This is a genomic window from Crocosphaera sp. Alani8, from assembly GCF_038442745.1.
Classification (GTDB): Bacteria; Cyanobacteriota; Cyanobacteriia; order Cyanobacteriales; family Microcystaceae; genus Crocosphaera.
Genome location: NZ_JARVCN010000039.1, coordinates 1 through 14335 on the forward strand (window position 1 = coordinate 1; position 14335 = coordinate 14335).

The 14335-nt window shown below is 39.4% G+C and carries 7 protein-coding genes; 4 read left to right on the top strand and 3 right to left on the bottom strand.

Annotation, left to right across the window (positions count from 1 at the left end):
* Positions 1–3422, bottom strand: a 3422-nt coding sequence (locus P9B04_RS03220) for a pentapeptide repeat-containing protein (RefSeq protein ID WP_342053558.1), incomplete at its 3' end; no start/stop codon positions are given.
* A gap of 367 nt (positions 3423–3789) precedes the next feature.
* On the opposite strand from P9B04_RS03220, the gene P9B04_RS03225 reads away from it, so the two are divergent.
* The gene (locus tag P9B04_RS03225; RefSeq protein WP_342053559.1) at positions 3790–5829 is read left to right on the top strand and encodes an FAD-dependent oxidoreductase; all 2040 of its coding nucleotides are present in this window, start codon (positions 3790–3792) and stop codon (positions 5827–5829) included.
* A gap of 271 nt (positions 5830–6100) precedes the next feature.
* Positions 6101–7516 (top strand): D-alanyl-D-alanine carboxypeptidase/D-alanyl-D-alanine endopeptidase, encoded by a 1416-nt coding sequence (gene dacB, locus P9B04_RS03230; protein WP_342053560.1) that lies wholly within the window; start codon positions 6101–6103, stop codon positions 7514–7516.
* 193 nt (positions 7517–7709) lie between these two features.
* Here dacB and hpsU read toward each other — a convergent pair whose 3' ends face one another.
* Complete coding sequence (gene hpsU, locus P9B04_RS03235) at positions 7710–8303, bottom strand: hormogonium polysaccharide biosynthesis acetyltransferase HpsU (RefSeq protein WP_342053561.1); 594 nt, start codon at positions 8301–8303, stop codon at positions 7710–7712.
* Positions 8304–8327: 24 nt separating this feature from the next.
* Entirely contained in the window at positions 8328–9278 is a 951-nt protein-coding gene (locus tag P9B04_RS03240; protein ID WP_342053562.1) for a glycosyltransferase family 2 protein, read from the bottom strand.
* Positions 9279–9572: 294 nt separating this feature from the next.
* Between P9B04_RS03240 and P9B04_RS03245 the strand changes: the two genes are divergently transcribed.
* Entirely contained in the window at positions 9573–11048 is a 1476-nt protein-coding gene (locus P9B04_RS03245) for an efflux RND transporter periplasmic adaptor subunit (protein WP_342053563.1), read from the top strand.
* A gap of 40 nt (positions 11049–11088) precedes the next feature.
* Positions 11089–14211: an efflux RND transporter permease subunit gene (locus P9B04_RS03250; protein WP_342053564.1), complete on the top strand. Its 3123-nt coding sequence runs from the start codon at positions 11089–11091 to the stop codon at positions 14209–14211.
* The last annotated feature ends 124 nt before the right edge of the window (positions 14212–14335 follow it).

Here is a 14335-nt window from a genome sequence, read left to right on the forward strand (position 1 = left end):
GTTTGGCCTAAGTTTTCGCAGCGAGTGACCCCTGGCTTTTTGAGAAGATACCAATTCCTGGTTTTATTTTTTATATGCTCTAATGGTAGATTTTTTGCTCTAGAAAGTTTGGCTTTATAGAGATCGGCTCCAGAAAGTTCGGCTCCATAGAGATCGGCTCCATAGAAGTCGGCTCCAGAAAGTTTGGCTTCACTGAAGGTGGCTTTACCGAGGGTAGCTCTATAAAGGTCGGCTCCTGAGATGTCGGCTCCTGAGAGGATGGCTTTACTGAGGGTAGCTCTTGAGAGGGTAGCTCTTGAGAGGGTGGCTTTACTGAGGTTGGCTTTATAGAGGTTGACTTCTGAGATGTCGGCTCCTGAAAGGTTGGCTTCACTGAGGTTGGCTTCACTGAGGTTGGCTCTATAGAGGTTGACCCCTGAGATGTCGGCTCCTGAGAGGTTAACTAAACTTGCCCAAACCTGACCGGGGAAATCAAAAGGGAGTCTCAAACCCGTAGCATTAATGCGATGACAATAGTTGCGAAAATACTGATCATTCTCCCCACTGGGAGCAAACTGAATCAAGGAAATTTCTTTATTGTTTCCATCTCGGGCCACTTGTTCTGTTTGATAGCGTCGTCGTTGCCTTGGCTCAATTGTACTAATATCTATTGAAGGAGAAACCTTTTGCCTGGCGTAATCGTACAGTTGTCCATGAACGATTGCTGTTAGATGAAAAAAAGCATCCCCTAATTTACTGTCCACCGTAACATGACGAACGGGGGCTGGAAGGTTGGGTTTCCATGCCTGTGAATCCAAAGGACAGCACCATTCTGCCAACTGCATCACATAAGGGGCATCAAAGTGTTTATCACCCTTCTTAATTCTAGCTTGAGAACGCATAAATACCCCTTCACCCCACCAATCCCAAACATCCGCTAATCCATCCCTGATGTATTCCCACTGTTGTCTGAAAATGGGTTCAGTGGATAAAGATGAGACAGATTGCTGATTAGATTCCTGTTTAGCTGACCGTTCCATTTCCCAAGTTAATAAACTGAGAAGATGACTTTTAATTTCTGGGGAAACCCAATGGGTAGCAAATTGTTTTGAGAGATAACGGGTTAATTTCCATCGGGGGTCATCTTTCTTAAAATCTTGCCAGTAAAGTTCTCGCTCTTGATAACCCTTTTGAGGATTATGTTCATAAACCTTGGCAACTGTTGGATTTTTACCGTACCATTTCAGTTCTTCGATTACTGCTTCAGCAAATAAATATTCTCGAAAAGATTTATGGAGAAATTTACACCCTTCTCCTGCACTTTCTTTGAAGAAGAAACTAATAATTAAACAACTTAACTTATTATTGGCGGTAGCTTCTTCAATAATTTCTTCTAATTGGTCATCATCATCATCTGCTTCGGGAAATAATCTTAACCTCAATTCTTCACGGGAAATAGATTCTTTTCCTAAATCTGTAATTGCCTGGGCTGTTTTCCATAATAACCCCCTCAAATCTTTCCCCGATAATTGAAAATGATTGTCTTCTTCAAGTTCTGCAACGGCTTTTCCTGAACCGTTACAGGTTTTATCGATTAGTTTTCGATATAAATTGGTGGGATTATCAATCAGGGCTTTTAGTTCTTCTTCTGAACTAATCTCTAACATTAAGGTGAGGGTTAAATAAGCGAGTAATGGTAAGCCTAATACTGCTAAACTTCCCTTTAATTCTGAAACATTATCCTGTTTATGCTCGCTAATTAGTAGTGTAAATGCCTGTTGATAAGTGTCTATAATTTTCTTAATAAATTCAGGATTGATGATTTTGTTGTCGCTATTTTGGAGTTGGAATCGACTAGAAAATAGAGGTAACAAAGGTTTAGTTTGATTCGCTTTTTGAAAGGTGTCAATATAAGTTTTTAATTGTTCAGGTCTTAAAGGTCTAATGGTGAGAATAGGGGTATCTTTTCTCAATAGTTTGGTATTGGTTACATCAACGGTGGGACGACCAGTAACAATAACTCGTATAGGAGTATATCCATTCCGTTTTTCAATTAAAGTATCTCTAATATCATTTAATAATTGATCGATACTATCTCTAAATCCTTGATTGGCTGCGGTGCTGATTTCATCCCAACCATCAAAAATAAAAACATAAGGGGAAATTTCGGTGTTATCTTCACCAAATTTAATGGCTTCTCCATTGGCAGGATTCACTAATTCAGAAAACCACTTGCCATCAAAAATGGGTTTCCAACTGGATTGACCAAAGTGTTCTTCCCCAAATTTAAGGGCATAGGGAACAGCATCTTTAAAATTATCTATGAGATTCAAATCTTTTAATAAAATGCGAATAGGATAACAGCCTTGCTCTTTTAATTCTTCAACTAATTTAAGAGTAAACGATGATTTTCCTGACCCTGCAACTCCCTGAATTATAATAGGCTCATTAAATTTTTTCTTGCCCATGTATTTTAAAACTGTGTTTAATAAATCCACTCTTTTGGCATCTTTTTCTGAAAAGGGATTCTTCAGTTTTTCACTATCTTGATTATCTATTAAATCCCCAGATTTGTTTGTCGTTTGACTTTTAATTTCTGAATATTTTAAAGTCCCGCACTCAGTGTTAAGATAAATATGATTTAAAGCAAAAGGTTCCGAACGAAAAACATTTTTTTCATTAAATAACCAACATTGATACTCTAAATGTCGATCTAAAATTTTCTCAAGTTTAGTTTTGCTATTGTCAAGAAATGTTAATGCTTTAAAAGCAGAAAACTCTTTTTCTGTATAAGGATGAACTAATAACAGGCGTAAATTACTAAAAAAAGAACTACGAATATTTTTTAATAGCTGATTAGTCAGTTTTTGATCTATTTCATTAATCTCAGCAAATTGATAAAAAGCATCATCAGCATACTGTATGAACTCATGATATAGGGACGTATTGTCTAACTTAAACCCTGTCATGTCAATGTTTTCAGGATTTTTCTTACTTATTATTCTCACATTAGCACGGGGCTTAATATGCTGAAGTTTCATACTAAAATTAAAAAAAGCCTCTTGAATAGCGCGATTATAAGCTAAGGTACAAGCGTTATATCCTTGTTTTTGTGGATCTCGTTCTAGTGTCAACAACTGAGCATACTTCAAGAAAAAGGGCAGCAACGGGATGGTACCCTCCGCAGCTTCGGTAACGTCTTTCACCCAAGAAGCATTTTTAGCAATCTCTTGAAACCAAGGAGTTGCATTTGTTATCCCTTCGGCAATAGTTTTGACAACATCATTCTCTTTTAACTTCAACGCCTCATTGAAAAATTCGCTGACATTTTTTAATTGCGTTAGCTTCTCTTGCCCTGTCCCCATAAAAATATCTCTAAAATCCTCTAAAAGTAAAGAATAACAAGAATAAATAGCTACTTGTAGCTTACCGTATACTCTCATCTTGAATCTGTATCATAAAGTGTTGGGCTAGTTCAGGATGTCAATATCCATCAGGTTAAATAGCAGGAAAAAAAAGTATGCTTCATGCTTCCCCAGTTTCTGGTTATATCTTTTTTCATCAAAATCTCATCTGAGAATCATAGGTTTTATTGGGGGACTAGCCCCCCAAACCCCCCAATGGGGGACGAAATGCCTCCTCCATACCCCCTGCATAAAATAGACAGTTTGAGTTCGTTGCTAGGAGTTCGGATATTAGGGAAACTAATAAAAATCATTGATAAATATGAGGGAACTCGCAATAAGTCAATTCACTCTATAAGTAAAAAGAAACTGACACAATAATTTAGATAATCTCTCCTCATAGACTATGCTTAATCGTATCCGTCGCTGTTTTTCTACCCTTCCTTTGACTTTAGTGATGTGGCAGGTGATAACCCCTTTAACCTTAGCCACTCCACCCCGAAACCCCGATAAAACCGTAGAATGTGAATTATTAGTTGTGGGTGGGGGACTAGCAGGAACCGGTGCAGCTTATGAAGGATTATTAGCTGGTAAAACCGTCTGTTTAACGGAGATCACTGACTGGGTTGGGGGACAACTCTCTTCTCAAGGGACTTCTGCTCTCGATGAACGTCCCACACAGCGAACTCAGTTAATCTATCCACGGGGTTATCTGGAATTACGAGAGCGGCTCAAAGACTATTACGGAGAACTAAACCCTGGAGACTGTTGGGTTAGCGAGTCTTGCTTTATCCCGGAAGATGGTCATAAAATCCTTAAAGGGATGTTGGAAGACGCAGCTAGAAAGGGAAGGGGACAACTTAACTGGTTCCCATCCACGGTGATTAAAGATTTATCCATTGAAAAAAATCCCAACGGGGGAACGGGAAAACAGATCATGAGTGCGATCGCTATTCAGCACAGTCCCAAAGATGGCGCGGCTCCCCTAAATACCTATCCCCTCTCCCAAACCATCGAGGATGCTTATACCTACGAAGATTCGGAATTATTTAACAAAACTATTATTAAGTTTGTTCCTAAACCCCACGATAAAGCAGAACCGGCGGATTGGTATGTTATCGAAGCTACGGAAACCGGGGAAATTATTGCTTTAGCTGATGTTCCCTACCGTTTGGGTATCGATCCCCGTTCTTATTTAGAACCTTCTTCTTCTAGTACCAGTGGCGATCCCTATTGCACCCAAGGGTTCACATATACCTTTGCAATGGAAACAACCGCAGAACCCCAACAACATCAATTACCGGATTTTTATGCTCAGTATGCTCCTTATTATAGTTACGAGTTGGAACGGTTAGCGGATTTTGATTTAGTCTATACCTATCGTCGTATTTGGAGTCCTCAAAAGGGAGAACAAAAGACCTTCGGTGGTCTAAGCTTCACAGTTCCCACTCCTGGGGATATTTCCATGCAAAATTGGACTTGGGGGAATGATTATCGTCCCGGAACCGCTAAAGATAACCTCATCTATACCCGGGAACAATTAGAACAAATGGGTCAACTGGAACCCGGAAAATGGATGGGTGGGTTACGCACAGAAACCCTACGGAAAGGGGAAGAACACTCCATCGGTTATTTTTATTGGTTGGTGAGTGGAGATACGGACTCTCAGTTGGGGGATGGGGTAAAAACCCCTGATCCCTATCACGTTTACATGAAGGGGTTAGATTCTCCTATGGGAACGGTTCACGGTTTATCTAAATACCCCTATATGCGCGAAGCAAGGCGAATTATTGGCCGAGAGTCTTTTCTCTACGAAAACGGATTTATGGTCAATGAAATCGATATTTCTCGTCGTAACTATCAGGACGATTTTTATAAAACAAATCTCTCTCCTGCAACCTATCGTCGTCTACACGCAGCTTTAGCTGGTTTGGAAGGGTTTAAGGTTCTCCGTGGGGACGCTTCCCCTGAACAAATTACCCGACGCAAGCGATCGACTATTTATCCAGACTCTCTGGGAATTGGTCATTATGCGATCGATTTTCACCCTTGCATGACAGAATATCCCGCAGAAAAACCAGGTAATACAGAGCGTAAGGGGGAAAGAGTTGGTCAGGGTCAAGCTTATCCTTTCCAGGTTCCTTTACGGTCTATGTTGCCCCAAAATATCGATAATTTGATTGTTACTGGTAAGAGTATTGCGGTTAGTCATATTGCAGCGGCGGCTTATCGAGTACACTCTTTTGAATGGTCATCTGGAGCAGCGGCCGGAACCACTGCTGCTTTTGCCATCGAGGAACAACTTTTACCCTATCAATTAGTTGAAGAACCTATTTTTCGCTCGAAAAAGTTACAGGAATTACGGCAAAGGTTAGATGCTAATGATAACCCCACCAATTTTCCTAATACTTCGATTTTTAACGATAATTGGGATGATTGGCGGTAAGTTAAATTGAGTTCGGGGTTAGGAGTTCGGAGGACGGTGTTAAGTCTTTTTTGAACTTCTATATATCGAACTCAGGTTGAACAATAGGGATGTTTAATTAAATGGAACAACCTAAAATTTTATTTCTGCCTTCTGCCTCAAAACTAGAAATTTCATAATCTATGCAAATGAAAACTGCTATAACTGGAAATCTTAAGAGGAGCTGATGAATTTTTATTATCTCGGGTTGAGAAGGGTTAGAATATTTGGACTTATTCTATCCTTCTCTTTTATGTTTTTTTTGCCTCTACAAGCTAAGGAAATCAGTTCTACTGCAAACCGTAACAAACAAAATACATCGGTTTGTGAAGCTGATTTAAAGAGCAAAATAAATACTATTTTAGAACAAGAGGAATTAAAGCGATCGCATTGGGGTATTTTAGTTAAAACTTTAGATAATAAAACTACATTATACGAGTTAAATTCTCAGAAATATTTTATTCCTGCCTCTAACGTTAAATTACTAACAACAGCAGCAGCCTTAATTAAATTTGGATCTAATTATCAAATCAAAACCCCTATTTATGCTTCGGGAACATCTCCTAATTTAAAGGTTTTAAAAGTTGTGGGAAAAGGTGATCCTACTTTAAGTAGTGAACAGTTAGAAACTTTGGCGAAGCAGTTAAGGGTTAAAGGAGTTCAAACTATTGATAATTTAATTGTCCAAGATAATTCTTTTAATAATCAATCCATTAATCCCACATGGGAATGGGAAGATATACAGTTTTATTATGCACCAGCAGTTAATAAACTAATTCTTAATGAAAATGCGGTTATTTTAACCTTAAAAACCAAAGATTTAGGAAAAAAATTAGCAATAGAATGGTCCGATCCCATTGCATCTCAACAATGGCAAATTGATAATCAAACCGTAACCAATGAAGAAGATAGTCCCTATTCTGTTTCCATTAACCGTGCTTTTGAGAAACCTCTATTAACAATTACTGGGGGTTTAGCAATTGATTCTGAACCCGATATTTTTGGAATGGCAGTGGTTAAACCAGGAGAATATTTTTTGAATTCATTAAAATTTTACTTAGAAAAAGAAGGGATAAAGGTAATTAATTCTCAGGTTATCCACGAAGATAATGAAACAGAAAATTTAGATAAAATAATAGAAATTAGCTCAAACACTTTACAAGAAATAATCACCAAAGCAAACCAAGATAGCAATAATCTCTATGCAGAAAGCTTGCTCAATATTTTAGTTGATAATAATGTAGAAATTGCTTCTATTGATAACTTAAAAGAAATTCTTGCCGAGTTGGGATTAGATTCTAATTCTTATCATTTGAAAGACGGTTCGGGTTTGTCCCGTCATAACTTGGTTACTCCAGAAACATTAGTCAACCTACTAAACCTAATGGCGAATAGCCCAGAATCTATGATTTATCGTGATTCTTTGGCTATTGGTGGTGTCGAAGGAACTCTTAAAAATCGCTTTAAAGACACAGTTATAGAAGCAAAAATACAAGCAAAAACAGGAACATTATCGGGAACTTCCTCTCTATCGGGTTACGTAAATCCCCCAAATTATTCCCCTTTAGCTTTTAGTATAATCGTCAATCAATCTGACTTACCAGCCTCAGAATTGAGAAGGTTTATAGATAAAATTGTGGTTAACTTAGGATATCTCAAACAGTGTTAAATAGTAAGCATTCAGCTATCAGTAGTCAGCTATCAGCTTACTTTCTGTATTGATCAAAAATAAGCTAAAATTGATACTTTAACCTATTAGCTGAAAGCTGACGGCTGAATGCTTATAATTGCATATTGGAACCCAGTTAGTTTTCAGCAACATAGCTAAATGCTGACGTTAACTACAGTTCCGTACAAAAGAATTAAACTTTTATTTCTCTAGGATAATGGGGTTTACAGGGAGTACCCAAGGCAACCATCCCTGCAGGAATATCCTTAAAAACGCTACTTCTAGCACCGATAACTGTATTAGAACCTATTTTAACCCCAGGGGCAACAAAGCAATCAGTGGCTATCCAAACACCGTTACCAATAGTGATAGGTTTAACGATTAAACCGAAGGTTGGATCTTGAAAATTATGGCTTCCTGTACACAAATAACTTTTCTGAGAAACAACGGTTTGAGAACCAATATTTATAGCTTCTAAACTATAGAAAACCACATCATCCCCAATCCAACAAAAGTCCCCGATGTTTACTTTCCAAGGGTAGGTAAAACGGGCAGTGGGACGAATAATTACCCCTTTTCCTATCTTAGCCCCAAAACGACGTAACAACCAACAACGAAAGCCATTGGCGTTGTGTAAACTCAGGGGAAAGACAACTGATTGTACTAACCACCACCATAGTACATACCATCCAGGACGGCCGCGATCGTACCAGGATTGGTCATATTGACGTAAATCCACCCAAGGATTATCGTCCATAATAGGGGAAAAGTTGGGATCTAGTTCCATTATTTATTGAACATCAAAGTTGGCTTATGCTTTTACTTTCAGGGGTTCTGAAGTTGCTTTGGAATCAGGTTCTTGATAGTTTCCATCAAGATTTAGTTTGCCTCCAAATTGTCGCAATTCATAAAGCTTTACTCCAATTTGGTACTCGTATTGACTCAGTAAGCGTCCATAAATATAGCCAGCTTGTCCGTCTAAAAACCCTAAACGAATGAAATAAAATAAAACAAATCTCAACAGGGGTTTAAAAGGAAGCTTGACCCATATCTTTTTAAGAAATCTTTTCCTTTGAACCGCATCACCAAATAAATTAGCTCCGATGGTGCCACTGTCATCCTGTCCTGTCAATATATTGTAATAAACTCGCGCTTCCCAATTAGAATAACGGTTATGTCTCTGCAACCAATGATAAATATCACGAAAATCAATATGTAGCATATCCTCTTTGAGATAGCCTACATTTCCTTCCAAAATAACGTGTTCATGGACCTCATTATCCCCTGTATTGGGAATGTCCTCTGTATTTAAGTTTTCGTAACGTCCCAATTTATGACGGAATAATCTTAAATTCCAGTCAGGATATTTCCCGCCATAACGAATCCATTTTCCTAAGAAAAATACTTTACGATTGAGATAATATCCATTGTAATTATCCCCCTTAATAACCTCTTCAATTTCATCCCACAATTCAGGGGTAATGCGTTCATCGCAATCGACAATTAAAACCCATTCATTGCGAAAAGGTAAATTTTCCAAAGACCAATTTTTCTTCTTAGGCCAACGTCCGTTAAAATCGAACTGAACTACATTGGCTCCATACTCTTGACTAATTTCTGTGGAGCGATCGCTACTCTGGGAATCCACCACAAAAACCTCGTCTGCGCGAGCAACACTTTCTAAACAAGCTGGTAAATTAAGTTCCTCATTCAGAGCGGGAATGAGTACAGAAACTGGAACTTTAGCGGTCATGTTAGCCATGGATGTTAGGGGTTAATCTTAATCAATATTACTAGGTATATAGAGAACTGGGGTTCTATAAAATTAGGTTATGGTAAATGTTGAACATCTAAAGCTACAAATCCGTCAATGGGAAAATCCGACATTAGAGCAAATTTTACACCTTGAAATTATGTTAAAGGGGATTTCATAATTGTTATATTAAGAAATGTAAAGACAACATACCACAAAAAAACAAACAGTACAAAAAAAATAAGAGTGAACACTCTTCAAATTTACCCCAGTGCCTAATTGTCTAGTACGGAAATAAAAAAAATGTCTTCACAACAAAATGTACCCCCTCAGAGGAAACCTTGGCCAAGTATTTTGGGCTTTTTAGTTATCCTGGCCGGAACAGGTTTCGGAGTAACTTGGTGGATGACCCAAGAGCATAATAACCCATCATCGGGAGCTTTTGCCCAAAAAACCCCTGCTACCTCGGTAAAATTGGCAACAATCGCCACAGGAACAGTTAAAAGTGTCTCAGAGGTCATAGGAACCCTCGAAGCTGATGAAGCAATTGTCTTGAGGCCCGAAATTAGTGGGCGTATCGAAGAAATTTTGATCAAAGAAGGTAATCGCGTCTCCAAAGGTCAAACCATAGTAAAGTTAGACAATAGGGATTGGCAGACGGAATTACTACAGGCTCAAGCCCAACTAGCCAACGCTGAAGCCCGTTTAGCGGAACGAGAAGCAGGTAACCGTGTGGAGGACATAGAAGAGGCTAGAGCTAGTTTAAGGGAGGCTCAAGCTAGTCTGAGGAATGCTCAAATCGGCAGTAGTCTAGAAGAAATCGCTGAAGCAGAGGCACAAGTTACCGCAGCAGAGGCTAGTGCGGACTTAGCTAAGCAACGGGTGAAGCGGCATGAAGGTTTAGAAGAAGAAGGAGCTATCTCCGCTGATGAGTACCAAGAATTCGTCACAGAAGCCCGAAGTGCTACAGCAGAACTAGAACAGGCACAACGTCGCCTCTCTCAGCTAGAAAAACGCCGCCTTATCGATATAGAGGAGCTACAAGCGGCGGTTGATAGAGAACAACAAAACCTCAGTAGATTAGAAACTGGACCACGGCAAGAAGTTATAGCTCAAGCTAGGGCTGATGTGGCAGAAGCCATCGCTCAGGTGCGTCGGGCTGAGGTGGATGTGAGTAAAACTCTTATTGTTGCCCCTATTTCTGGTATTGTTGGCGATATTCCTGTAGAACCAGGGGATTATGTGGATCAAGGGGATACCTTAACCAGTTTAACCGCTAATAACGTTCTAGAACTGAATTTATCTGTTCCCATCGAAGATGCTTCGCGCCTAAGGTTGGGTTTACCTGTAGAAATTATCGATAATCAAGGACAGGTGATATCCAGAGGGAACATTAGTTTTATTTCCCCCGATGTTACAGCCGACTCTCAATTGGTATTAGCAAAAGCTACCTTTCGGGGACAAAATGGAAATTTATTAAACCTTCAATTTACCCAAGCAAGAATCATCTGGAAACAAAAACAAGGGATATTAATTCCTACTGCAGCAGTTTCTCGTTTAGGAGGTCAAAACTTTGTCTTTGTGGCTAAACCCAATGACTCAAAACAGGAGGATGTTCCACCATTTCTAGCAGAACAAAGACAGATAGAATTGGGGGAAATTCAAGGCAATAACTATCATGTAATCGATGGATTGAAACCTGGAGAAAAAATTGTTACTGCCGGGATTTTACAACTAAGAGACGGTGCGCCAATTCAAGAATTAAAAAGTCAGCAGTGAGAAACTACAACTTTTAACTAAAACAAGGTTTTAAAACAAGATGAATTTTGTCGATTTTTTTATTAAACGTCCCGTTTTTTCTTCTGTTTGCTCATTCCTAATTTTATTAGTCGGATTAATTAGTTTATTCAACTTACCACTAGATCAATTTCCTGAAATTTCCCCCACAAGAATTCAAGTTGAATCTACTTACGATGGTGCTAGTGCTGAGGTAGTAGAAAACGCTGTCACCAATATTTTAGAGCGTCAAATTAACGGAGTTGAAGGACTAAGATATATCAGTTCCAGCAGTAGTAATAGCGGAACTAGTAGTATTACAGTTACCTTCGATTCTTCGAGAAACCCCGATTTAGCTGCCGTTGACGTACAAAACCAAGTGTCTGTGGTGCAATCTCAGTTACCAGACGCTGTACAAAGGACAGGAGTTCAAGTAAGAAGACAATCCGATACTTTACTGTTAGGAATTGGTTTATATAGCGATAACGATCGCTACGATGATGTATTTTTGAGTAACTACGCCGATCAGTATTTAGTAGATGCCCTAAAACGAATCAATGGAGTAGGAAATGTCCGCATTTTTGGAGAACGTCGTTATGCCATGCGTCTGTGGTTAGACCCCAACAAATTAGCCAGTAGGGGGTTAACAACTCAAGACGTTGTTACGGCTTTATCAGAACAAAACTTACAAGTTGGGGCCGGAAAAATAGGAGCAGAACCAGCCCTCGAAGGTCAACAATTTCAATTTGATTTACGAGCGATTAGTCAATTAAAAGAACCTAAAGAATTTGAAAATCTTCTCTTAAAAACCGATGACAATGGTGGTTTAATTTACTTCAAAGATGTTGGTAGAGCAGAGTTGGGAGCGCAAGATTACAGTTCTTTTCTCAGGTTTAGAGGGGAAGAAGCAGTAGGGTTAGGGATTTCTCAAAGAACGGGATCAAATGCGTTAGAAGTTGCGAGAGGGGTTAAAGAAGAAATGGAGCGTCTGTCGGCATTTTTTCCCCCGGATTTACAATATGTAGTTGCTTTTGATACCACTCAGTTTGTAGAAGAATCCCTATCAGAAGTGGTTAAAACTTTGGTTATGGCTGTAGGGTTAGTTGTTGTGGTTATTTTAATCTTTTTACAAAATTGGAGAACTACACTTATTCCAGCCCTAACTATTCCTTTAGCCCTGATAGGAACCTTTGCTTTTATAAAATTATTTGATTTTTCAATTAATAGTTTAACCCTCTTTGGTTTAACCCTGGCAACCGGTATCGTGGTGGACGATGCCATCATTGTTGTTGAACAAATTAACCGTTATATCGAAGATGAAAATCTTTCTCCTCAAGCAGCTGCTAGTAAGGCTATGGGGGAATTATCATCAGCAGTTGTTGCCACATCTTTGGTGTTAATGGCAGTGTTTATTCCGGTGGCATTTTTTCCAGGAACAACTGGGGCTTTATACAGACAGTTTGCTCTAACGATTGCTTTTTCTATTGTTATTTCTACTTTTTTAGCCCTAACTCTAACCCCTTCTTTATGCGCTTTACTGTTAGAAAAAGGACAGAAGTTACCAGGTATATTAGGGAGCATTTTTAATCAATTTAATCACCTTTTGGACTGGGTAACGAGACAATATCAGCGATCGCTACATACCCTTTCCCATCTTCGCCTGGTGGTGGTGGGGGTGTTCGTTGCCCTATTATTGGCTACAGTATGGCTATACAACCTAATTCCCACTGCCTTCACCCCAGAAGAAGATCGAGGCTATTTTATAACAATTATTCAAGCTCCTCAAGGGGTTTCCTTGCAATACACCAGCGAGGTGATGAGACAAGTAGAAAATATTATCCTAGAAGAACCCGACGTGAAAGCTACCTTTGCGGTGGGTGGGTTCGCTTTCGGTGGCAGCAGTGCCAGTCAAGGGGTAATTTTTAGCCCCCTAAACCCCTTTGAACAACGGCGAGGTCCCCAGCATTCGGCACAGGCAATCATCGGAAAATTATGGGGTAAATTTAGCCAGATACCCGAAGCCAATATTTTGCCCGTCAACCCCCCTGCTATTCGTGGTTTAGGCAGTTTTGGCGGCTTTGTTTACCAACTGCAAGATCAACAGGGAAGGGAAGACGTTAATCAGTTGGTGGAGGTAATGAGTCCATTATTGGAGGCTGCGAACCAAAACCCCGCTATTGGTCGGGCATTCAGTCGCTTTTCAGCCAATACTCCCCAATTTGTCATCGAAGTTAACCGTAAGAAAGCCCAAGCTTTGCAAGTATCCATCGAGGATATTTTTAGCACCCTACAAACAGCGTTAGGTTCGAGCTACGTCAACGATTTTACCCTACAACAGCGCACCTATCGGGTTTATGTGCAAGCAGATAAACAGTTTCGGGCTAACCCCCAAGACATCGGTGAACTATATGTGCGTTCCCAAACTAATCAAATGGTTCCCTTATCTAATTTAGTCACCTTAACTGCTACCACTGGAGCGCAAACCATCAACCACTACAACCTCTACCGTTCTGTGGAAATTAACGGTAGTCCAGCACCAGGTGTGGGTTCCGGTGCTGCCATAGAAGCGATGGAAACCGTCTCAAAACAAGTCCTTCCCCCAGGTTTTGGTTACGAATGGTCTGGTACATCATTAGAAGAACTAGAATCAGCCGGTTTAGCACCGATTATTTTTGGGTTAGGATTATTGTTTGTGTTCTTAGTATTGGCAGCACAGTACGAAAATTACATCGATCCTTTGATTATCATTTTGGCTGTTCCTTTAGCTATTTTGGGAGCACTAGCGGCGCAATCATTACGAGGGTTTGCTAACGATGTTTACTGTCAAATTGGCTTAGTAATGTTGATTGGTTTGGCTAGTAAAAATGCAATTTTGATTGTGGAGTTTGCTAACCAATTACGGGATGAGGGTGTATCTTTAGTTAAAGCAGCTATAGAAGCGGCACAAGAAAGATTAAGACCCATTTTAATGACCGCAGTTTCTACATTACTGGGAATTTTTCCTTTAGTGGTAGCTACTGGTGCCGGTTCCGGGAGTCGTCAATCTTTGGGTACAGCAGTATTTGGAGGAATGTTAGTGGCTTCTTTCTTGAGTTTATTTGTGGTTCCTATTCTCTATATTGTGATTAAAATGACCACGGAAAAATTCTTGTCTAAAAAATCCTAGGAAAGTTTTAAATTGGTCTTATTTCAATACCAAGAAAACCAGCTTTAAGGGTTGCAATTTTTCGTTCATATTAACCTGCATTATTCATGAAGAAAAAACAAAACAAAAAAATAAGCAATTAGCA